24 protein-coding genes are annotated in these 23250 nt (G+C 44.0%); 22 read left to right on the top strand and 2 right to left on the bottom strand.

Going from position 1 to position 23250, the window contains the following annotated elements; translation table 11 throughout:
• Window positions 1–116: 116 nt before the first annotated feature.
• The 14 genes from cymR (at window position 117) to OSJ91_RS19070 (ending at window position 13666) form a co-directional block, all read left to right on the top strand.
• Window positions 117–536 carry a cysteine metabolism transcriptional regulator CymR gene (gene cymR, locus OSJ91_RS19135; RefSeq protein ID WP_034308657.1) on the top strand — a complete coding sequence of 140 codons (420 nt, stop codon included), beginning with the start codon at window positions 117–119 and terminating at the stop codon, window positions 534–536.
• A 60-nt stretch (window positions 537–596) separates the two neighbouring features.
• A complete protein-coding gene (locus tag OSJ91_RS19130) occupies window positions 597–1742 on the top strand; it encodes a cysteine desulfurase family protein (protein WP_485890229.1) in 1146 nt (381 codons plus the stop codon).
• Between the two features lie 29 nt (window positions 1743–1771).
• Window positions 1772–2887, top strand: a complete 1116-nt coding sequence (gene mnmA, locus OSJ91_RS19125; RefSeq protein WP_101222649.1) for a tRNA 2-thiouridine(34) synthase MnmA — start codon at window positions 1772–1774, stop codon at window positions 2885–2887.
• Between the two features lie 122 nt (window positions 2888–3009).
• Window positions 3010–3675, top strand: coding sequence for a tetratricopeptide repeat protein (locus OSJ91_RS19120; protein WP_485890228.1), 666 nt, complete (start codon window positions 3010–3012; stop codon window positions 3673–3675).
• A 36-nt stretch (window positions 3676–3711) separates the two neighbouring features.
• Entirely contained in the window at window positions 3712–6117 is a 2406-nt protein-coding gene (gene recD2, locus OSJ91_RS19115; RefSeq protein ID WP_485890227.1) for an SF1B family DNA helicase RecD2, read from the top strand.
• 80 nt (window positions 6118–6197) lie between these two features.
• The gene (locus OSJ91_RS19110; protein WP_485890226.1) at window positions 6198–6767 is read left to right on the top strand and encodes a LemA family protein; all 570 of its coding nucleotides are present in this window, start codon (window positions 6198–6200) and stop codon (window positions 6765–6767) included.
• The gene (locus OSJ91_RS19105; protein ID WP_485890225.1) at window positions 6767–7540 is read left to right on the top strand and encodes a TPM domain-containing protein; all 774 of its coding nucleotides are present in this window, start codon (window positions 6767–6769) and stop codon (window positions 7538–7540) included. The genes OSJ91_RS19110 and OSJ91_RS19105 overlap by 1 nt, the downstream gene beginning before the upstream one ends.
• Before the next feature lie 148 nt (window positions 7541–7688).
• Window positions 7689–8147 (top strand): PRC-barrel domain-containing protein, encoded by a 459-nt coding sequence (locus OSJ91_RS19100; RefSeq protein ID WP_350299545.1) that lies wholly within the window; start codon window positions 7689–7691, stop codon window positions 8145–8147.
• Window positions 8137–8352 carry a hypothetical protein gene (locus OSJ91_RS19095; RefSeq protein WP_034311361.1) on the top strand — a complete coding sequence of 72 codons (216 nt, stop codon included), beginning with the start codon at window positions 8137–8139 and terminating at the stop codon, window positions 8350–8352. Before OSJ91_RS19100 ends, OSJ91_RS19095 begins: the two co-directional genes overlap by 11 nt.
• 227 nt (window positions 8353–8579) lie before the next feature.
• Window positions 8580–9656, top strand: coding sequence for an AI-2E family transporter (locus OSJ91_RS19090; protein WP_350299544.1), 1077 nt, complete (start codon window positions 8580–8582; stop codon window positions 9654–9656).
• Window positions 9657–9966: 310 nt separating this feature from the next.
• Complete coding sequence (gene alaS / locus OSJ91_RS19085) at window positions 9967–12603, top strand: alanine--tRNA ligase (RefSeq protein ID WP_485890224.1); 2637 nt, start codon at window positions 9967–9969, stop codon at window positions 12601–12603.
• Window positions 12604–12669: 66 nt separating this feature from the next.
• Window positions 12670–12939: an IreB family regulatory phosphoprotein gene (locus OSJ91_RS19080; RefSeq protein WP_034311358.1), complete on the top strand. Its 270-nt coding sequence runs from the start codon at window positions 12670–12672 to the stop codon at window positions 12937–12939.
• Window positions 12939–13364 (top strand): Holliday junction resolvase RuvX, encoded by a 426-nt coding sequence (gene ruvX / locus OSJ91_RS19075; RefSeq protein ID WP_034308633.1) that lies wholly within the window; start codon window positions 12939–12941, stop codon window positions 13362–13364. Before OSJ91_RS19080 ends, ruvX begins: the two co-directional genes overlap by 1 nt.
• Before the next feature lie 11 nt (window positions 13365–13375).
• Window positions 13376–13666, top strand: coding sequence for a DUF1292 domain-containing protein (locus OSJ91_RS19070; RefSeq protein ID WP_063232962.1), 291 nt, complete (start codon window positions 13376–13378; stop codon window positions 13664–13666).
• Between the two features lie 251 nt (window positions 13667–13917).
• Here OSJ91_RS19070 and OSJ91_RS19065 read toward each other — a convergent pair whose 3' ends face one another.
• Window positions 13918–14073, bottom strand: coding sequence for a hypothetical protein (locus OSJ91_RS19065; RefSeq protein ID WP_202190573.1), 156 nt, complete (start codon window positions 14071–14073; stop codon window positions 13918–13920).
• Between the two features lie 484 nt (window positions 14074–14557).
• Between OSJ91_RS19065 and mltG the strand changes: the two genes are divergently transcribed.
• From mltG to OSJ91_RS19025, 8 genes are all read left to right on the top strand, one after another.
• Window positions 14558–15694 (top strand): endolytic transglycosylase MltG, encoded by a 1137-nt coding sequence (gene mltG, locus OSJ91_RS19060; RefSeq protein WP_350299542.1) that lies wholly within the window; start codon window positions 14558–14560, stop codon window positions 15692–15694.
• 260 nt (window positions 15695–15954) lie between these two features.
• Window positions 15955–16620 (top strand): O-methyltransferase, encoded by a 666-nt coding sequence (locus OSJ91_RS19055; protein WP_350299541.1) that lies wholly within the window; start codon window positions 15955–15957, stop codon window positions 16618–16620.
• Window positions 16607–17536 carry a peptidase U32 family protein gene (locus OSJ91_RS19050; RefSeq protein WP_485890223.1) on the top strand — a complete coding sequence of 310 codons (930 nt, stop codon included), beginning with the start codon at window positions 16607–16609 and terminating at the stop codon, window positions 17534–17536. Before OSJ91_RS19055 ends, OSJ91_RS19050 begins: the two co-directional genes overlap by 14 nt.
• A 32-nt stretch (window positions 17537–17568) precedes the next feature.
• Window positions 17569–18840 (top strand): peptidase U32 family protein, encoded by a 1272-nt coding sequence (locus tag OSJ91_RS19045; RefSeq protein WP_144479406.1) that lies wholly within the window; start codon window positions 17569–17571, stop codon window positions 18838–18840.
• Window position 18841: 1 nt separating this feature from the next.
• On the top strand, window positions 18842–19480 hold the full coding sequence (udk, locus tag OSJ91_RS19040) for a uridine kinase (protein ID WP_034308619.1): 639 nt from the start codon (window positions 18842–18844) through the stop codon (window positions 19478–19480).
• Window positions 19481–19784: 304 nt separating this feature from the next.
• Entirely contained in the window at window positions 19785–20261 is a 477-nt protein-coding gene (gene greA, locus OSJ91_RS19035) for a transcription elongation factor GreA (RefSeq protein ID WP_101222638.1), read from the top strand.
• Between the two features lie 122 nt (window positions 20262–20383).
• The gene (locus OSJ91_RS19030) at window positions 20384–22135 is read left to right on the top strand and encodes a peptidoglycan D,D-transpeptidase FtsI family protein (RefSeq protein WP_350299539.1); all 1752 of its coding nucleotides are present in this window, start codon (window positions 20384–20386) and stop codon (window positions 22133–22135) included.
• Between the two features lie 87 nt (window positions 22136–22222).
• Window positions 22223–22927, top strand: a complete 705-nt coding sequence (locus OSJ91_RS19025; RefSeq protein ID WP_485890222.1) for a YrrS family protein — start codon at window positions 22223–22225, stop codon at window positions 22925–22927.
• A gap of 64 nt (window positions 22928–22991) precedes the next feature.
• Here the strand turns inward: OSJ91_RS19025 and OSJ91_RS19020 are convergent, their stop codons facing one another.
• Entirely contained in the window at window positions 22992–23204 is a 213-nt protein-coding gene (locus tag OSJ91_RS19020) for a DUF2536 family protein (protein ID WP_048682770.1), read from the bottom strand.
• Between the last annotated feature and the right edge of the window lie 46 nt (window positions 23205–23250).

Raw genomic sequence — 23250 nt, 5'->3', positions numbered from 1 at the left:
ACCTCTCCAATTAGGATAATTTGACAAATGAAGGGCGGGTGAATGCATTTCCGGCGGGAATATGCTATAATTTCAAAAGAATTTAGAAACGGATAAATAATTTGAGGTGTATATGTATGAAGATATCTACTAAAGGCCGTTATGGTTTGACAATTATGATTGAGCTTGCTAAACATTATGGAGAAGGTCCGAAGAGTTTGAAATCGATTGCCCAGACGCATAATCTGTCGGAGCATTATTTGGAGCAGCTGATTGCGCCGCTTCGTAATGCGGGATTGGTGAAGAGTGTGCGCGGTGCGTATGGCGGGTATGTCCTGTCTAAAGATCCTCAGGAGATTACTTCTGGTGATGTCATTCGTGTATTGGAAGGGCCGATTACCCCTGTTGAAGGAATTGAGGATGAGGAGCCGGTGAAGCGCCAGCTTTGGATCCGGATTCGCGATGCTGTGAAGGACGTATTGGATAATACGACGCTTATGGATTTGGCAAGCTACAAGGATACGGGTGAAATCGATTCTTATATGTATTATATTTAAGTGATTAGCAATGCGCCTATTATGTAGGCGCTTGCGTTTTTTAATGGAGGCGACAAAAAAGTGGACAGAATATATTTAGATCATGCTGCGACTTCACCGATGCATCCGAATGTGATCGAAAGGATGATGACGGTCATGAGCCATGACTTCGGGAATCCGTCGAGCATTCATGCTTTCGGTCGGGAGGCACGCCATGTTTTGGATGAGGCGCGTTCGAGTATTGCGGCGAGCATCGGTGCGGGGCGGAATGAAATCATTTTCACGAGCGGCGGAACCGAGGCGGATAATACGGCGATCATGGGTGTTGCGAATGCTTATAAAGATAAAGGGAAGCACATCATTACGACGGAGATTGAGCATCATGCGGTTTTGCATACATGCCAATTCCTTGAAAAGTCTGGCTTTGAGGTCACATATTTACCTGTGAATGAAGCGGGGCTTATTTCAATTGCCGATCTAAAGGCCGCATTGCGGGATGACACGATTTTGGTTTCGGTCATGTTCGGCAATAATGAGGTTGGAACGGTCCAGCCGATTGCTGAAATTGGAGAGCTGCTCAAGGGGCATCAAGCCATTTTCCATACGGATGCGGTTCAGGCATATGGTTTGATCTCTATCGACGTTCGAGAGTTGGGTGTGGATTTGCTTAGTGTAACCGCGCATAAAATCAACGGTCCAAAAGGAATTGGCTTTCTTTATATGCGTGAAGGCTTGAAGCTGAATCCGCAATTATATGGCGGGGAACAAGAACGCAAGCGCCGTGCTGGTACGGAAAGCGTGCCTGCAATTGCCGGTTTTGCAGAAGCCGTTTCAATTGCACAAAGCATGATGAAAGAGAAAAAGGAGCAATACAAGCGATTTAAAGACGTATTGCTTGCCGTCTTTGATGAGGCGGATGTACAATATGAAATTAACGGATCTATGGAACAGTCGCTGCCGCATGTGCTGAATGTTAGTTTTCCGGGTACGAATGTGGAATCGATGCTCGTTAATATGGACTTGGCAGGTGTTGCTGTATCGAGCGGATCCGCTTGTACAGCTGGGTCAATCGATCCGTCGCATGTGCTTGTGGCGATGTTCGGGAAAGATTCGGAGCGGACGAAGAATTCGATTCGTTTCAGCTTCGGTCTGAACAACACGGAAGAGGAAGTAAGGCAGGCGGCTGAAACCACCGTTAAAATCGTTAATAGATTAGTGAGAAGATAATTCTTACTTTAAATAAATGAGGTGACAGAATGAGAAAAGCACCACAGGACACCCGCGTCGTCGTGGGTATGTCAGGAGGCGTGGATTCTTCTGTGTCAGCCCTGCTATTGAAGAATCAAGGCTATGATGTTGTCGGGATTTTCATGAAGAACTGGGATGATACAGATGAAAACGGAGTCTGTACGGCAACGGAAGATTACAATGATGTAATTGCCGTATGTAATCAAATCGGCATCCCTTATTATGCGGTCAATTTCGAGAAGCAGTATTGGGATAAAGTTTTCACTTATTTCTTGGATGAGTATAAAGCGGGCCGTACCCCGAATCCGGATGTAATGTGCAATAAGGAAATCAAGTTCAAGGCATTTCTTGAACATGCAGTAAGCCTTGGTGCCGATTATGTGGCTACAGGTCATTACGCACAGGTTGAATACCGGGATGGCGAATACAAAATGCTTCGCGGTGTCGATAATAATAAAGATCAAACGTACTTCTTGAACCAGCTTACTCAAGAACAGTTGGAAAAAGTCATGTTTCCGCTTGGACACATTGATAAGAAGGAAGTCCGTGAAATTGCGAAAGAAGCGGGTCTTGCCACGGCAACGAAAAAAGATTCTACAGGCATCTGTTTTATCGGTGAACGCAATTTCAAAGAGTTTTTAAGCAATTACCTACCAGCTCAGCCTGGTGATATGGTCACGATGGATGGCAAGGTCATGGGCAAGCATGACGGATTGATGTATTACACCATCGGTCAGCGTCACGGTCTAGGGATTGGCGGCAGCGGCGAACCTTGGTTTGTTGCGGGAAAAGACTTGAAGCGCAATGTTTTATATGTGTGTCAAGGCTTTGATAATGATGTGCTGTATTCCAATTCCCTTCGTGCAGTGAATGTCAGCTGGGTAGCGGAACATATACCTGCGGGTGAATTTACTTGTACGGCAAAGTTCAGGTATCGTCAAGAGGATAGCGGTGTTAAGGTGAAGGTCTTGGACAATGGTGACGTCGAAGTCATCTTTGACGAGCCAGTCCGCGCGATCACACCTGGACAAGCAGTCGTATTCTATGAAGGTGAAGTGTGCCTTGGCGGAGGTACGATTGATGAAGTATTTAAAAAAGGTGAAAAACTGACTTACGTAGGGTAAAATAAGCATGTCCCCAGCTGTGTTTGCGGTTGGGGACTTCTTTTGGATTGCGGGTGTACCGCCTGAATTCGACCACTGGCTTATGCTATACTTTTTAATATAAAAATGGAGTGTGAATGGATATGGATAAGAATCAACAAGGAATTGAATTTATGGAGCAAGGGAAATACGAAGAAGCGGCGAAAGTTTTTAATGAGGCGATCGAGGAAAATCCGAATGAGCCTGTTGCCTACATAAACTTTGGGAATGTATTGACTGCCGTTGGTGAAACGGATAAAGCGGTCAAGTTTTACAAAAAGGCGATCGAGCTGGATGAAAATGCAGCAGCGGCTTACTATTCTTTAGGAAACTTATATTATGAATCAGATTCTAAACTAGTCGAAGCGAAGGATATGTTCGAAAAGGCAATCCGTTTAGGGCTGGATAACAGCGATGCTTACTTCATGCTTGGATTGACATTGATGGCATTAGATCAGCCGAAATTGGCGATGCCTTATTTACAGAGAACGGTGGAGCTGAGCCCTGAGGACGTTGATGCAAGATTCCAATATGCGTTATGTCTTGCTAATGCGGAATTATATGATGAATTGATCAATCAACTGAATTTAGTTGTGGAACAGGATCCGAATCATGCGGATGCTTATTATAATTTAGGTGTTGCGTTTGCAGGGTATCGTGAGGATGCGCAAGCAGCGATGGCTTATTTTGATAAGGCTTTGGAAGCACAGCCTGACCATATGCTTGCTGCGCACGGTAAGAAACTGTTGGAAGAAATGAATGCTGAGTAAATAAAAAGCATATGCATGGAAAGGTGGGGAGAAGAGTTGAGCCAGCAAGATTCGTTGGATTTGTTTTCAGAAGAGAAAATGTTCATGAAAGGAAGTCATTTAGTGACGATCTTTCATAATGAAGAAAATATGTACTCGGTTGTAAGAATTCGTGTGCATGAAACGAATCTGAATTATGAAGAGAAGGAAGCGGTCGTAACTGGTTATTTTCCAAGGATGCATGAGGATGAGATCTATATTTTTTATGGGGCGATGAAGGAACATCCGCGTTTTGGCCTTCAATTTCATGTAGAGCATTTTCGCAAGGATCTGCCTCAATCCAAGGAAGGCATCGTCAGTTATTTATCAGGTGACCTTTTCAAGGGCATTGGGAAGAAAACAGCAGAAAGCATTGTTGAGACACTGGGTGAAAAGGCAATTTCAAAAATTCTGGCTCAGCCCTCGCTACTTGATGATATCCCGAAGCTATCCGGGGAAAAGGCAAAGGGCCTCTATGATACATTGGTCGAGCATCAAGGTCTGGAGCAGGTGATGATCGCCCTGAATCAATATGGCTTCGGTCCGCAGCTGTCGATGAAGATTTATCAAATGTATAAACAGGATACGATCACGATGGTTCAGGGAAATCCGTATAAGCTCGTAGAGGATATTGAAGGGATTGGTTTTGGACGGGCGGATGAGCTTGGGCATCAGCTGGGCATTTCCGGCAGCCATCCCGACCGAATCAAGGCTGCGTGCTTGTATACGCTTGAATCTCAATGCCTGCAGGACGGAAATATCTACATAGAAGCTGAGCAGCTATTGGAAGCGGTCAAACGGCTGCTTGAGGAAAATAAGCGGGACCGCATTGAGTTCACGAACATTTCCTCGGAAATAATCGAATTGACGCAAGAGGGGAAAATAGTTGTCGAGGATCAACGAATTTATCCGCCTTCGCTTTTCTATTCGGAAAAGGGAATCGTGATGAACATCAAGCGGCTGCTTGCTCAAACCGAGTATGAGGACCAGTTCCCCGAATCAGAGTTCTTGCTGGCACTTGGGGAGCTTGAAGAGCGGCTGGATGTTTCCTATGCCCCGGCCCAAAAGGAAGCGATCCAAACGGCCCTGCAATCACCCATGTTAATCTTGACGGGCGGACCGGGTACGGGTAAGACGACAGTCATCAAAGGAATCGTTGAGCTATATGCAGAGCTGCATGGCGTTTCCATGGACATTAACGATTATAAAAAAGAAGGAAGCGATCCATTTCCATTCGTACTTGCGGCTCCTACTGGCCGTGCAGCGAAACGCATGGCGGAATCGACTGGGCTTCCCGCTGTTACGATCCATCGTTTGCTCGGGTGGAACGGGAGTGAAGGCTTTTCCCATGATGAGGATAATCAGCTGGATGGCCGTATCGTAATCATCGATGAGGTTTCCATGGTGGATACGTGGCTGGCCCATCAATTGTTTAAAGCTCTGCCGGAAAATGTCCAAGTGATATTGGTTGGTGATGAAGATCAGCTGCCATCTGTTGGACCTGGGCAGGTTTTAAAGGATTTGCTTGCATCGAATTGTGTACCGACTGTCAGTCTTGAACATATTTATCGTCAAGCCGATGGCTCGTCGATCATTGAATTGGCACATGAAATCAAAAAAGGAAGGCTTCCGGATGATGTCACGAAACAGCAAGAAGATCGATCGTTCATTCGCTGCCAAACTGGTCAAATCGCCCAAGTTATCGAGAAAGTGGTTGCCAATGCCAGGACGAAAGGCTTCACGGCCAAGGATATACAGGTGCTGGCTCCCATGTATAGAGGACCTGCCGGCATTGATGCATTGAATAAAATGCTTCAGGAAGTGTTCAATAGCAATGCGGATGAAAAGCGGCGGGAAATAAAATTCGGAGACGTAATATACAGAACGGGAGATAAGGTGCTTCAACTGGTGAACCAGCCAGAGGAGGGCGTCTTTAATGGCGATATGGGAGAAATCGTGTCGATATTGTTCGCTAAAGAAAATACCGATTCTGTCGATAAAGTAATCATATCGTTCGAAGGCATCGAAGTGACATACACGAAGCAGGACTTGAACCAGATCACACATGCCTATTGCTGCTCCATCCATAAGTCCCAGGGAAGTGAATTCCCCATTGTCATTTTACCTGTAGTGAAAAGCTATTATCGGATGCTCCGACGTAATTTATTGTATACGGCGATTACGCGCAGTAAAAATTTCTTGATCCTTTGTGGTGAAGAAGATGCATTCCGTTTAGGGATCGAGCGTAATGATGAGATGCGCCGCAAAACGACTTTGCGTGAAAAGCTGCAGGGAATTTTGAGTGAAGAAGAAATGCCGGCGGAAAAGGGAGAGGTACCTCAACAATCAAGTTATCTTGATATTCTCATGCATGCTGACCCGATGATCGGGATGGAGAATGTCACGCCTTATGATTTTATGTAGCGGGTTCTTTTGGATGAATTTTGTTTAAAATTCATAGTTTTGGTGGAACTATAACTAATATGTGAAAGAGTAGGGGGGATTTGATGAAAAAAGGTTGGATAATAGGAATAGTCGTGGTCGTTTTACTTATCATTTATGGGGCATCTTCATACAACGGCCTTGTAAGTGCAAGTGAAGACGTCGACAATAAATGGTCGCAGGTGGATAATCAATTAAAACGAAGAGCGGATTTGATTCCAAATCTTGTCGAAACGGTGAAGGGTTATGCTTCGCATGAAACGGAAGCCATTAAAGCGGTGAGTGATGCACGCTCGAAGCTGGCCGGTGCCAATTCGACTGAAGAAGCGATTGATGCCGATCAAGAATTGAGTGGGGCCTTGAGCCGACTTTTGGTGGTTGTCGAAAACTATCCGGATTTAAAGGCCAATGAGAACTTTAAGGGTCTCATGGATAGTTTGGAAGGAACGGAAAATCGGCTGACGGTAGCACGAAAAGACTATAATGATGAAGTTACCAACTATAATAAAATGATTAAACGCTTTCCGAAGAATATGATGGCAGGAGCGTTCGGGTTCGATGCCAAACCATATTTTGAAGTGACCGATCAAGAAAAAGAAACGCCAAAGGTTGATTTCGGGAGCGATAAATAATGAAAAGACTCGCTGTGTTTGCGCTATTCTTCATTCTCACGTTCGGTTTAGCAAACGTAGCCGCAGCACAACCTAACATCCCTGAACCAGTTGGGGATATATATGTTCAGGACTTTGCTGGAGTCCTGGATGATCAGGAAAAATCCGAACTCATCGAACTTGGGAAACGATTGGATGATGCCACAAAAGCACAAATTTCCGTTTTGACGGTTGATTCGATGGAAGAATCCGAAATCGAGGAGTACTCGGTCGAGGCATTTAGATCATTCAAGCTTGGTGATGCCGAGTTAAACAATGGAGTCCTCATTGTGCTGGCCATGGAAGAACAGAAAATCCACATTGAAGTGGGGTACGGTTTGGAAGGGGCCATTACCGATATAAGATCTGGACAGATTTTGGATGATGTGGCTATCCCTGCGTTGAAAGAGGGTAAATATGATGTTGCCCTGACGGAGACCTATAAGGCTGTATATAACGATGTCACGAAAGAATACGACCTAGGTGACGAGTTTTATCAAGATCTCACCGTTCAGCCCGAGTCAGAAACCTTTCAGCCATCAGGTTTACAGATTTTCCTCATTATCATCGTAGTCATCATCGTATTCATCCTCGATGCCAAGTTCTTTAAAGGATTTTTCCTTCAAACGCTAATCAATATCCTTTTGATATTCATCAGTCGCGGAGGTGGCGGCGGCCGTGGAGGCGGCAGCGGCGGTCCACGGGGCGGCGGCGGAGGAAGTTCCGGTGGCGGAGGTGCCAGCAGAGGATGGTAAGGTAAGTGTATTAGACCGGGAAACCGGTCTTTTTTTTGTGGCCTGGATTCTGTATTGACGGAAGAGGGACCAACAATGGAAAACCTTTCAGCACATCTATTTACATTAGTAAAGAGATAATAAAAATGTTCGGAAAGGCGGGATGACCTTGCGGACGTTTTCTTTATTGAAAGGGATGCCGGTTTTTACAATCAAAGGAGAAAGAATCGGCACGGTCCACGATTTATCAATTTCTGAAATGGGTAAGGTAACAGGCTTGGTCGTTCATCAACAAGCATTGTTCAAAAGGGCTTTTCATTTAAAACTCGACGATATTTCTTCATTCGGTCCAGATGGGATCGTCATCATGCAACAGGATTCAACCTTCAGGAAGGTGCCTGCGGATTCCATTTGCCTTTCGAAGGACGAATTATTGGGACGCATGCTTTTTTCAGAAATGGGCGAAGAGCTTGGTTTACTGCAGGATGTATATTTCAAGGAGAAAATGGGCACGATTATAGCGTATGAAACAACGGATGGGTTTTTCTCGGAGTCGACAGTGATAGAATCAAAACAGCCGCCTGCATTAGGGAAGGATACCATCATTGTTTCAGTTTATGAACAGTGAGGTGTCCATTTTGGAAATTAAATGTCCGAATTGCCGCAGTAAAGATGTTGGGAAGATTGGCGTAAATCAATATTATTGTTGGAATTGCTTTATTGAAATGACTCTATCCGAAGGGCTCATAAATACGCACCAAGTCGAGGAAGATGGAAGTTTAAGCTCATTGGACGATTTGTTTGAGGAAAATGACCGCCGCTTCGGTATGTAAATAACGGAAGAGGTGTTTGCAATGGCTAGACGTTCACGCAATACTCTAATGAACTTGGGTTCGGACTTGATGAACTCGAAGATGATTAAACGGAACATGAAGAAAATACGCAAAAGATTAAAGTCATTATTATAGCGGCAATGGGTGTCCTGGTAATGAGGGCACTCTTTTTTCATGTATGAAAACCTTCCGCCTTTCGAAGAATAAATGAGCGGGAGGTGTTTATTGTGAGTATTCGTCTAAAGTGGTTTTATCGCCTGGGTTTTTTATTGCTCTTATTTTTTGTTATCTATATCTTTATGAAACTTAAGCCCATGTGGGGACCTTTCGTTACTGTATGTGTGACGGTACTGCTGCCTTTTTTGATTGGTGCGTTCATCAGTTACTTGCTGCACCCTGTAGTGGAATATTTAAATGAGAAAGGGATGCGTCGCTGGCTTTCGATTACGATTATCTATTTATTGTTTTTTGGAGGGATTGGCTTTGCTGTTTATAAAGGCATTCCAGTGATAGTGAGCCAGGTTCGCGAGCTGTCGGAAAGCGTGCCGGAACTGGTTGAACAGTACCGGGGCAGCATTGATAAACTCAATCATCAAACGGCGGCCTGGCCGTTCGGAATTCATGAAAGATTCGAAGAAGGTGTCACCCTTTTCGAAGATTGGCTGAAGCGTATACCTGAAAAGGCGATGGAGTATGCAATGAAGATGATTGATTTCATCGTCCTGATTGCGTTGATTCCATTCATCGCATTTTATATCCTGAAAGATTTCACCGTTTTAAAAAAAATGGCATGGTATATGACGCCGAAAAAATGGCGCAAGCAGGGACGGGCATTCATTCGTGATGTGGATGCGTCGCTTGGCGGCTATATCCGCGGACAAATCATCGTCTGTGTCGTGATCGGTTTGATTTCCTCGCTGCTCTTCTGGATAGTCGGAATGCAATATCCGCTTCTATTGGGGGCGATAATCGGGATAACGAATGTCATTCCGTATTTCGGACCGATTATTGGGGCGATTCCTGCACTGGTCATTGCCGCGACAATGTCAGTTAAAATGGTGTTGATCATCGCGGTCATCGTGCTTGTACTTCAATTTCTTGAGGGAAATATCCTTTCGCCGCTTATAGTCGGTAAAAGCCTCCATATGCATCCGCTGTTCATCATGCTCGCATTATTGGCCGGGGGTGAAATAGGAGGTATCATGGGCATGGTCCTTTCGATTCCCATCTTGGCTGTATTGAAAGTTTTTGTACTTCATGCCCGCGTTCACTTTAGAAAGAAGCCGCCCCTTATTGACAAATAAAAGTCTTGTGAATATAATCCATAACATAAGATAATTCGTTGAAGGATGAAGTATGCTGAAGTCCATCTAAAAGAGAGTGGTCCCCCAGGCTGAAAGGGGCTGCAAGGTGAAGAGCAGCAGAAAGCTAGTCCTGAGAGCAGCTAATACCTGCCGTCATGCCGCGTTAAGGCTTTTATGAAGGTGATGGGCCTGGGATGAATTCCTGCGTCCATAATCAGGGTGGTACCGCGAGTCAACTCTCGTCCCTGTTTTTGGGATGGGGGTTTTTTGTGTGCTCAAAATTACATAATTTTTAAAGGAGGATATATATATGAAGTATTTAACTGGTGCTCAAATCCGCCAAATGTATTTAGATTTTTTTAGTGAAAAAGGCCATACCATCGAACCAAGTGCGTCATTGGTTCCACATGAAGATCCATCATTGCTTTGGATCAATTCCGGGGTGGCGACGTTAAAGAAATATTTTGATGGACGGGTGATTCCTGAAAATCCAAGGATCACAAATGCTCAAAAGGCCATCCGTACAAACGATATTGAAAACGTGGGGAAAACGGCACGTCATCATACGTTCTTCGAAATGCTCGGAAACTTCTCCATTGGCGAATATTTCAAAGAAGAAGCCATCACATGGGCATGGGAATTTTTGACGGATGAAAAATGGATTGGGTTCGACAAAGAGAAATTGGCTGTGACGATCCATCCTGAAGATGATGAAGCATTCGAACTCTGGAATAAGAAAATCGGTGTTCCTGCTGAAAGGATCATTCGCCTGGAAGAGAACTTCTGGGATATCGGTGAAGGTCCAAGTGGCCCGAATACAGAGATTTTCTATGACCGCGGACCAGCATATGGCGATGATCCGAATGATCCGGAACTATATCCAGGCGGGGAGAATGAACGGCATCTAGAAGTCTGGAATCTTGTGTTTTCCCAATTCAACCATAATCCGGACGGTTCTTACACACCGCTTCCGAAGAAAAATATCGATACAGGGATGGGCCTTGAACGTATGGCTTCCGTCGTTCAAGATGTGGCGACGAACTATGATACAGATTTATTCATGCCAATCATCCGGGCAGTCGAAGAGATTTCCGATGTGAAATATGGTGTTGATTCAGAAAAAGATGTTGCCTTCAAGGTCATTGCCGACCATATTCGTACGGTAGCCTTTGCAGTAGGTGACGGGGCTCTTCCATCCAACGAAGGCCGCGGTTATGTATTGCGCCGTTTACTCCGGAGAGCGGTCCGGTATGCTAAGCAAATCAACATCAATCGACCATTCATGTTCGAGCTTGTGACGGTCGTCGGCGAAATCATGAAAGACTTCTACCCTGAAGTCCTTAAGAATAAAGAGTTCATTGCAAAAGTAATCAAGAATGAAGAGGAACGCTTCCATGAAACTCTAAATGATGGACTCGCCATCCTTTCTGAAGTTATTAAAAAGGAAAAGGAAAAAGGCGGTACAACCATTCCTGGCAGTGATGCATTCCGTTTATATGACACATATGGCTTCCCGATCGAGTTAACGGAAGAATATGCAGAAGAAGAAGGCATGACGGTCGATCAGGCTGGATTCGAGAAGGAAATGGATGCACAGCGTGAACGTGCCCGTTCAGCGCGTCAAGATGTGGATTCTATGCAAATCCAAGGCGGGGTATTGGGAGATATTAAAGTTGAAAGTGAATTTGTCGGCTATGATCAAGTCGCTGTCGAAGCCAAAGTTGCTGCCATAGTAAAAAATGGCGAGCTTGTAACGGAGGCACAAGAAGGTGAAGAAGTTCAAGTGATACTGAACAAGACTCCTTTCTATGCTGAAAGCGGCGGACAAATAGCCGATATAGGAACGATGGCCAGTGAATCCGTGAAGGTTGATGTCCATGATGTCCAAAAGGCCCCTAATGGCCAAAATCTGCACCGTGTAACGGTTACTGCCGGCACTTTAACAGCAGATTCCAATATCGTTGCTACGGTAAATCAAGAAAATCGGATCCATATCACGAAAAACCATACAGCGACGCATCTTCTGCATCAGGCGTTGAAAGATGTGCTTGGAACACATGTCAATCAAGCAGGGTCACTCGTACAGGCTGAACGCCTTCGCTTCGATTTCTCTCATTTTGGCCAGATAACGGCGGAAGAGATTGAACAAATCGAAACGATTGTAAATGAAAAGATTTGGCAAAGCTTACAAGTGAATACGGACTATAAAAACATCGAGGAAGCAAAGGCTATGGGCGCAATGGCGTTGTTCGGCGAAAAATACGGCAAGATTGTCCGTGTCGTTCAAATCGGCGATTACAGCCTTGAGCTTTGCGGGGGTGTCCACGTTCCGAATACAGCCGTAATCGGCTTGTTCAAAATCGTATCCGAAAGCGGCATCGGCGCAGGTACTCGCCGTATTGAAGCGGTAACGGGTGCAGGGGCATACAAATTGATGACTGATCAAATCGGTGTCTTGAAAGACGCGGCTGCCAAATTGAAAACGAACTTGAAAGATGTACCTTCAAGAATTGAAACGGTACTGGCTGAAGTGAAGGATCTTCATCGTGAGAATGAAAGCCTTACTGCAAAATTAAGTAATATTGAAGCAAGCAGCCTTGTTTCTAACGTAAAAGACGTAAATGGCGTTCAAGTATTGGTGGCCAAGGTTCAAGCTACCGACATGAATAATCTGCGTGCAATGGCAGATGATTTGAAACAAAAGCTCGATTCTGTCATTATCGTATTAGGTTCGGCCCAAGGTGATAAAGTCAATTTGATTGCCGGAGTGACTAAGGATTACATCGACCGCGGCTTCCATGCTGGTAAATTGGTCAAAGAAGTTGCTTCCCGTTGCGGCGGCGGCGGTGGTGGACGTCCGGATATGGCCCAAGCCGGCGGAAAAGACCCAGAAAAATTGGATGCAGCGCTTAATTTTGTTGAAGAATGGGTCTTATCGATTTCATAATCAATGGAAAGTGTTGTACAATGTAGGTAATAGTGGATTCTGGACGCTGAGGAGAGGTGCATGTTTATGAGTTCCTTTGATAAAACGATGAAATTTAATTTTCCCGAAGAACCATTCGAAAGAGATGTACAAGAAGTATTGTCTCAAGTTTATGTTGCACTTCAGGAAAAAGGTTATAACCCGATAAACCAGATTGTCGGTTATCTATTATCTGGTGACCCGGCCTACATCCCGCGCCATATGGATGCTCGAAACATTATTCGTAAGCTTGAACGCGATGAAATCATCGAAGAATTGGTTAAGTCGTATCTTAAGAACCATCGAGAGGAATACTAATGCGCACAATGGGACTTGATTTAGGTTCAAAAACCATCGGCGTCGCCCTGAGTGACGCGATGGGTTGGACTGCACAAGGATTGGAAACGATCAAAATTAACGAAGCTGGAAATGACTTCGGCTTTAAACGCCTCAATGAAATCATAAAAGAGCATGATGTTTCTAAAATTGTCCTCGGTTTACCTAAAAACATGAATGGGACCGTTGGACCGCGAGGCGAGATCAGTCAAGATTTCGCTAAACGATTAGAAAACAAATTCAAGCTGCCGGTGTTTCTCTGGGATGAACGGTTGACAACTATGGCGGCTGAACGTGTCCTTCTTGAGGCGGACGTGAGCCGAAGCAAACGCAAGAAAGTCATTGATAAAATGGCAGCTGTCATGATTCTGCAAGGATTCTTGGACAGACAAACAAATTCAATATGAGGTGAATACAAATGGAACACGGCGAAAACAACATTACAGTAGTAGATGAAAACGGAAACGAGCAACTTTGCGAAATCCTTTTCACATTCGACTCAGATAAATTCAACAAATCTTATGTACTTTACTATCCGATGTCTGCGGAAGATGATGAGGAAGAAATCGAAATCCACGCTTCATCATTCGTACCGAGCGAAGATAATAAAGATGGTGAACTTACACCGATCGAAACAGAAGAAGAGTGGGATCTTGTCGAAGAAATGTTAAATACATTCCTTGACCAAGAAGAAGCAGAAGAAGAATAAGATTAGAAAAAAACCGGCCCCTAAAGGTCGGTTTTTTTTTTGAAAAAAGGCTCAATCTAAAATTTTAAAATAAAGTTGATTGGAAGGTGCGAGACTCCTGCGGGAAAAGCGTGTCAAGGGGAGACACCAAAGGCGCAAAGGCGCCGAGGGCGGACCGCCCGCGGAAAGCGAGTGCCTGGAAAGGAAATCAACGTTCAAATTGTACAAACCCTTAAAAAGGTCGGTTTTTTCATTTATGTACCAGTAACACCTTATCTTTTCTCTGCGAATAAAAGCATAAAAGTGGCGAGCGGACCCAAAAATAAAGATAGCAAGAACCAATTCAACGCCGTTCTATTTTTACCTTGAGCAAGTCCGGCGTTTATGAGTGCCAATGTCCCCCAACCTACAAAATAAGAATTATCCAACTCCTCCACACCTTTCCTTTTCCTCAAAATTATTAGGGCATTCCTATATGAATATTCCTGCCATTTCTTGAAATGCCTAATACATGCAGGGAACAAATTTTTAAGCTGAGTAAATAATTAAAACAAAGTTGATTGGAGAGTAAGGTGCGAGACTCCTGCGGGAAAAGCGCGTCTAGGGGAGACCCCGCAGGCGTAGCCGAGGTGGCTCCCGGACCGCCCGCGGAAAGCGAGTGCCTGGAGCGGAAATCAATATACCCTCAAAAAAACTTAGACAAATATATCACTATTTTCCTATTAAATAATACCTGTATATTGACAAAACTAGTGCATTTTTGCCATAAATAGAGTATTGATGAATGTAGTTTTGCAAAAAACATGTAATTATTTGTTGATTTTAGTATAATGTTCGAAGCAAAGACTAATTAGAGAAAGCATCATCTAGAAACCATTCTGTAGTTGGTGTGAGTTTGCAGGGGGAATGAAAATGGATGAAAAAGATAAAAATTTATCTAAAAAGGAACATATCCGAATGAAATTGTTAGAACAGCAAGGAGAAGCCAAGCTGGTTCGTAAAATCATCATGATTACGATAGCTTCGCTTATTGTACTAATTGGGATAGTTGGTCTTGTGGGCTTTTTATATATCAACTCAGCCATGAAACCAGTCGATCCTGAAGATGACACCATCAAGAAAGTGAAAATCCCAATCGGTTCTTCCGTTAACGGAATTTCGACACTGCTTGAAGAGCAGGGGATAATCAAGGACGCACGCGTATTCAAATATTATATTAAATTCCGCAATGAATCCGGTTTTCAGGCAGGTGAGTATAAATTATCACCTTCCATGCCAATTGAAGATATCGTCACAAGCATCAAAACCGGAAAACTCATGAAGGAAGCTGCAATGAAGATAACGATCCCTGAAGGAAAGCAGCTTGTCCAAATTGCCGATATCATCGCAGTCAAGACGGGTGAAGATCCGAAAAAGGTATTTAAGGAATTGAATGATAAGAAATTCGTTAATGCCATGCAAGAGAAATTTCCGCAGCTCTTGACCTCGGAAATTGAAAATGAAAAGGTTTTATATCCGCTTGAAGGATACCTTTTCCCAGCTACTTATGACTTTTATGAGGAAAAGCCGACACTGGAATCGATCGTCATCGAGATGCTGAAGAAAACCGAAGAGACATTGCAGGCATACGAGACCCAGATGGACAAAAACGATTATTCCGTACATGAGATGCTGACCTTCGCTTCGCTTGTTGAAGAAGAGGCGACGGCACAGGTCGATCGCGGAAAAATAGCTTCCGTCTTTTACAATCGTATTGAGGAAGAGATGCCGCTTCAAACGGATCCGACCGTTTTGTATGCGAAAGGTTCACATAAGAGCAGGGTGTATTATAAAGACCTTGAGGTGAAATCACCTTATAATACGTATAAGAATAAGGGGCTGCCTCCAGGGCCGATTGCAAATGCCGGAACGACATCAATCGATGCGGTACTGAAACCTGAGAAAACGGATTACCTATACTTTTTGGCAACACCTGAAGGGGAAGTCCTTTACTCGAAGACCTTGGATGACCACAATATCAAAAAGGCAGAGCATATTTCCAATAAATAAATAAAAAAATGCAATGAGACTGAGGGGGGAGAGATATTACTTTCCCCTTGTTTTTATGATAGAATAGTACAAGTGAATTTTAGATCCGATTCCTATCGGTGACGTAACTCGGCGAATGCCGGGTTTTATTTTGAAAGATAAGGAAATGTAGATCGTCAAGCATACTTGTTTCAGCTGCTCCTTGTGAAGAAATTGACCTATCAATTTCTTCATGTTACTGACCAAGCGCTTTTGTTTTCCTTATAATTGGAGGAAACGTTTTGAACGGAAAAATAGAACAATATCTTCATTCCTTAATACCGGAGCGTACGGGTTTGCTTAAGGAGTTGGAAGATTTTGCGTTGGAAAATAATGTGCCAATCATGGAGCCCGAAGGCATTGAGGTACTGCTACAGATTTTAAGGCTTCATCAGCCAAAGGCGATATTGGAAGTAGGTTCGGCGATTGGCTATTCGGCTATAAGGATGGCTGAGACCCTTCCGGATGCTCGTATCGTCACACTTGAACGGAATGAAGCCCGTATTGAGCAGGCAAGAGCTAACTTCAAGAAGGCGGGACTGTCGGAAAGGATCACCCTCATTGAAGGGGATGCCCTTGAAGCTGGGCCGAAAGTCATGGAACATGGTCCGTTTGATATCATCTTCGTTGATGCAGCTAAAGGGCAGTACAAGCGATTCTTTGAACTGTTTGAACCATTCCTTGCTAGTGCTGGCATCATCATTACTGATAATGTTTTATTCAAAGGCCTGGTTGCCGAAAACATTGAAGAAATGGAAATGACGAGAAGAAAGCGAGCTCTCATCAAAAAAATCAGAGATTTTAACATCTGGTTACATGACCATCCCAATTTCGATACCGTAATTTTGCCGATTGGTGATGGTGTGGCCATAAGTAAACATAGAGGTGACAAAAATGAAAAAGCCTGAATTACTCGTGACTCCGACAAGTGTCGAACATATAACAGAACTCATCGATGCCGGCGCTGATGCCTTCGTCATTGGCGAACAACGTTATGCACTAAGGCTGGCAGGAGAGTTCAAACGTGAAGCTGTCGAGAAGGCGATTGAGCTTGCACATGCTGCGGGCAAGAAAGTGTATGTATCCATGAACGCCATATTTCATAATGAAAAAGTGGACGAGCTTGAAGGGTATGTCACCTTCCTTAAAGAAGCTGGTGCCGATCGGATCATATTCGGTGATCCCGCAGTCTTAATGGCTGTCCGTGCCGTGGCACCTGATATGCCCCTGCACTGGAATACAGAGATGACGGTAACGAACTGGTATACATGTAATTACTGGGGGAAACGCGGTGCTGTCCGTGCCGTGGCTGCCCGTGAGATAAGTCTGGACGAGATAGTGGAAATGAAGGAAAATGCCGAAGTGGAGATGGAAGTGCAAGTGCACGGCATGACATGCATGTTCCAATCGAAGCGTACGCTTCTAGGTAATTACTTTGAATACCAAGGCAAGGCAATGGAAGTGGAAAATCGGAAGGGAAATAGAAGTATGTTCTTGCATGATAAGGAACGTGAAAATAAATACCCGATTTATGAGGATGAAAATGGCACACATATCATGAGTCCGAATGATATGTGCATGATTGATGAACTTCAGGAATTGATTGAAACGGAAATCGATTCACTGAAAATCGAAGGGCTATTGCAAACACCGGAATATATCATTGAAATGACAAAGCTATATCGGGAAGCGATTGACGTATGTGCTGAAGACCCTGACCGCTATGATGATATTAAATCTGAGCTCTTTGAAAAAGTCAAAGCGGTTCAGCCGGATAATCGCGAGTTGGATACCGGGTTCTTCTTTAAAGAATCGGTTTATTAAAGAAAAGGGTAAGAGAAAGAGGAGGAATAGCCTTGAATGCTATTGCTGATAAAATTTCCAAGATCGTTGATGGAAAGAGAGTCATTGTAAAAAAACCGGAATTGCTGGCTCCGGCCGGCAACCTTGAAAAATTAAAAATTGCCGTCCATTACGGCGCGGATGCCGTGTTCATTGGCGGTCAGGAATATGGTCTTCGTTCCAATGCCGGCAACTTCACGTTTGAGGAAATGAAGGAAGGCGTCGAATTCGCTAAAAAGTATGGCGCTAAAGTATATGTAACGACAAATATCTTCGCTCATAATGAAAATATAGATGGTTTGGATGAATACCTGGAAGGACTTCAGGAGGCTGGGGTTCATGGTATCATCGTAGCCGATCCATTAATCATCGAAACCTGTAAACGGGTCGCTCCGAACGTCGAGATCCATTTAAGCACACAGCAATCCCTATCGAACTGGAAGGCTGTTCAGTATTGGAAAGAGGAAGGCTTGGAGCGGGTTGTTTTGGCACGTGAGACGAGTGCTGATGAAATCCGTGAAATGAAGGAGAAGGTCGATATCGAAATCGAGGCTTTCGTTCATGGAGCCATGTGCATTGCCTATTCTGGACGCTGCACCCTTTCGAACCATATGACGGCGCGTGATTCGAATCGCGGCGGCTGCTGTCAGTCTTGCCGTTGGGATTATGATTTATATGAGTTGGATCAAGACGGGGAAAAGGCTTTATTCGATAAAGAAGATGCACCATTCGCAATGAGTCCAAAAGACTTGAAGCTGATTGAATCACTGCCAGGCATGATTGAAATTGGCATAGACAGCTTAAAAGTCGAAGGAAGAATGAAGTCCATTCATTATATTGCAACAGTTGTCAGCGTCTATCGTAAAGTGATTGATGCGTATTGTGCCGATCCGGACAATTTCAAGATTAAACAAGAATGGCTGGAAGAGCTTGATAAGTGTGCGAATCGTGAGACGGCATCATCGTTCATGGAAGGTGAAATTCCTGGGTATAAACAGCAAATGTTCGGGAATCATACCGTAAAGACTCGCTTCGACTTCGCAGGGTTGGTGCTTGATTACGACGAGGAAACTAAAATCGTTACCATGCAGCAACGTAACTTCTTCAAGCCTGGAGATGAAGTGGAGTTTTTTGGACCGGAAATCGAAAACTTCACTCAAAAAATCGGTACGATCTGGGATGAGTCAGGTAAGGAGCTGGAGGCAGCCCGCCATCCGCTTCAAATTGTCCGCATTCAAGTAGATAATAGAGTTTATGTGAACAATATGATGCGGAAGGAGAATTGACATGACAAGAAAGAAACCAGTGGTCATCGGAGTTACCGGAGGGTCTGGATCAGGTAAAACAAGTGTTACCCGTTCCATTTTTGAATTCTTTCAAGGACATTCCATCTTGATGATCGAACAAGATTATTACTATAAAGATCAAAGTCATCTGCCTTTTGAAGAGCGCTTGAAAACGAACTATGATCATCCGCTTGCATTTGATAATGATTTGCTAATCGATCACATTAACGCATTGCTGCGCTATGAAACGATAGAAAAACCGGTTTATGATTATTCGATCCATACGCGTTCGGAAGAAGTCATTACAGTTGAACCCCAGGATGTCATCATCCTTGAAGGGATTCTTGTGCTGGAGGACGAGCGCCTCCGAGACTTGATGGATATGAAGCTATATGTTGATACGGACGCAGACTTGCGGATCCTTCGTCGGATGACCCGTGATATTAAAGAACGCGGCCGTTCCATAGATTCCGTCATCGAACAATACATCAGTGTCGTTCGCCCGATGCATAATCAGTTCATAGAACCGACGAAGCGTTATGCCGACATCATCATTCCGGAAGGCGGTCAAAACCATGTGGCAATTGACCTCATGGTGACAAAAATTCAAACAATCCTTGAACAAAAGTCTTTTTTGTAATAACATAGCATAAATAATGATAGGTGCCATTTTCCTCCGTTTATTTAAATAATCCCAACTATTTATTGGGAAAGACTGGACAAATGTTGGAAAACGCAATACTCTATTCTTGATACAGAACGAACCGGCTGCACACCGCAGTCGGTTTATATACTAAGGAACGGATGTTTCTTAGTATCGAAGCGCGTACTTTTTAAGTCGCGCAATTATATATTCTGACTCGATTTCAGGGTTAAGCACTATATAGTACATAAACTTGTGACAGCGAATGCTTGCTGTAAAGAATTTGAAGGAGTGAAGGGTTTTGGCAATTGAAAAAGAATATCCAATGACTATTGAAGGTAAGTTAAAGCTTGAACAGGAACTGGAACAGTTAAAAACGGTTAAACGTAAAGAAGTGGTGGAAAGAATCAAAATCGCCCGCAGTTTTGGGGACCTTTCCGAGAACTCAGAGTACGATTCCGCAAAAGAAGAGCAGGCTTTCGTTGAAGGACGGATTACAACAATCGAAAACATGATCCGTAATGCAAAAATCATTGAAGGCAATGATTCGAATACAGATACAGTTTCACTTGGAAAGTCGGTAACATTCGTTGAGCTTCCAAATGGTGACGAAGAAACATATTCCATCGTAGGAAGCGTTGAAGCGGATCCATTCGAAGGGAAAATCTCCAATGATTCCCCGATCGCGAAAAGCCTGATAGGAAAAAGGGTCGGCGACAAGGTTTCTATCATGACTCCTGGCGGCGAAATGAGCGTCAAGATTGTTTCCATCGACTAATTAAATGCAAAAGGGGATGTCCATGGGGCATCCTCTTTTTTATCGGAAAAATGCCGCGTTAAATTTGTTCATAATTGTTTAAAAATTCGCACCTCGTCAACAATGGTTACGAGGTGTATTTTATGAAAAAGAAACGAATGAGGTTGCTGGCTCTTTTTTTGACCGCTTTCATGCTGATGCTCATAGGCAGGCTTGCCTATATCCAACTTGTATCGACAGAATCTTTTTCAAAGCATGATGTGAACCTATTAGAAGCAAGCGTGAATCAGCGTTCACAGATATTAAAGATTGATGATGGACGCGGAAAGTTTTATGACAGAAATGGAGAACCGCTTGCACATGAAGAAATCCCAACGCTCGTCCTATTTCCATTTTTGAAAAAAATGACATGGCCTATAGATGAAGTGGCCTCGATAATAGGCAAATCGGAAGCGGAGTTAAAACGGGCGATAGAACTGGCAGAGGAACCATTCGTATTTGGCGGGGATGAACCGATAGAGTTGACATCGAGCCAATCGAAGGCAATCAATGAACTGAAGATTCCCGGGGTCTTTGCCGTGAACGAGAAATTATATCATGATCAAACCCCTGCAGCGCAATTGATCGGCACGACGAATATATCAGATGCAGAAAAGAAAAAACGTTATCCTGACATGAATTTATCCCCTGAAACGAAAATAGGCAATACGGGGCTGCAAAGGACCTTCGATGAGTTCTTGCTTTCCGCTGGGGAATCGAAGCTCGTTTTTCACGTGGACGCCAGCGGAGGACCAATGTTCGGTGTCGATGTTAAATATGTGGAACCTGCAAATCCGCTTTACCCGGTGAAGGTCGTGACGACGATCGATAAAGAAATTCAGGAAAAAGCGGAGAAGCTCGTCGATGACCGCGGGATAAAAAAAGGCGGTCTTGTACTGATCGATATTGAAAAAAGTGAAATCGTCGCAATGGTATCACGTCCGGCGCTTAATATAAAAGATCCGAATGGCGAAGGGGCCGTCAATATGATGCTGACTCAAAAAACACCGGGCTCCGTCTTTAAAACGGTCACGGCAGCAGCTGCCATCGATTATGAAGCCGCTAGTCACACCCGGACATTTAATTGTAATTTGACGATAGACGGGAAAACGGATAAACAGAGGGAACTGGGCATGCTTAATTTTGAAAATAGCTTTGCCCAAAGCTGCAACAGGACGTTTGCCGAGTTGTCACAGGAAATAGCTGAGAAGGATCCGGAATTTTTGGATAAATATGCTGAAATGTTAGGTCTGGTTGGTGAAACGGGCTGGCAAGGGGATGTGTATCACACCGAAGTCACTCAGTTGCATCATGAACAAGCCGGTAAGGTCTGGCATGATGACGATTTAAAAAAAGATCCGAAAATGATTGCCAAAACGGCAATTGGCCAGCAGGATGTCCAAACGACACCGCTCGCTATAGCGAATATGATGGCTACGATTGCCCGCGGCGGCAAGAAGGAACAGGTCAAAGCCGTTTCAAAGGTCGAATTTAACAACAGTACGACCGTAGTCGATTTTCCCAATCAAAGTATTGGCGGCGAGACACTGTCTCCATATACGGCGATGAAGATGCAGCATCTTCTTAGGAAGGTCGTGACGGAAGAGAAAGGGACGGGCGCTGCCTTGAGAGATTTGCCTGTTGAGGTCGCCGGCAAGTCTGGAACAGCTCAGACCAATATCGAAAAAGGGGAGCTCAATAAATGGTTTGCGGGCTACTTTCCATATAAAGATCCCAAATATGCTCTTGTTACCGTAAGTTTTGAAACAAAGGAAAACAGTTCCAGCATGACGCCTCTTTTTTCAGATATTGTAAAAGTCCTGTACTCCAAGGACCAGGACAATAGCGAGAATTGACGAAAAGTGTAGGAAACCCTTCCCTTCTATCTCTAGCTAAATCATGTTAAAATGAGGCAGTAAGAAAAGGTAAGGGAGGAATGGACCTTGGGCTCACGTTTTAATCAGAGAGATCAAAAAAGAAAAGTAAATAAAATATATAATATTGCTATCACCATTGTTTCCATTTTAATCGTCATTGTCGCAGTCACGATTTTCTTAAGTGACGATGGCACCGAAACAAAAAAAGCCACGACAGAACCAAAGCAAATCGCCGATACAGATTCAGGGAAGGTAGCGGACAAGCCTGCTGGCAAAAAGGAAGAAACGGATTCAGAGAAGGAAGACGCAGTAGGAGATAGTGAAGCAAAAGAGGAAGATTCAGAAGAAGATAGTAAAGCAACAGAGGAAGATTCAGAAGAGAAGGCAGAAGATGGTGCAGATCCAGAAAAAGCAGGGGATGCCGAACTTGTGGAAGTGGAAGGCAGCGGCGATAGCAATGTTGCGGCCACATATACGAGTGAGGGCTGGGAACCAGTAGGAACTGAGCAATCCGGGGAACACACTACAAGCTTCGAAAAGGACTCGGTCGATTGGAATGAAATGAGTAAAGCCATAGCAACTGGGGCTGGAATCGATGAAGGCAGCATGAGAATATGGTGGCTGCAAAACGGCGGTTCGCCCAATACGGCAATCGGAACCGTTTCTGAAGGAGATAGTCCTAAAACCTTCCGTGTTTATATTGAATGGGTGGACGGATCAGGTTGGAAGCCTGTAAAAGTTGAAGAGCTGAAGACAAACGATAAAAGGTAATGTTCAAAATCATAAACTTAAAACCCCCGAAAGGTATTCCGCATTTCGGGGGTTTTCATCGTGATCACTTTTTTGCTTTAAAGTGGACGACTGCACTATAAAAACGTCTGCCTTCCTCACTTACATACATTTGGTGTGATACGGATTCCACCTGGAGCATGATCGCTTTATTGATTTCAATTTGTGATTGGATTTTTTCTTCAAGATTCTTGATGCTTTCTGCCTCGAAAAATTCTATTTTATCTTCGAATAAGTTTAAGTCAAGTTGAAAACTCATGACTGTTCCCCTCCAACATTTTAGATACTGTTAGTTTAACACCATT

Source organism: Bacillus sp. T-10(2022), assembly GCF_056502895.1.
The sequence above is the reverse complement of the archived record's forward strand: the minus strand, read 5'-3'. Positions and strand labels throughout refer to the sequence as shown.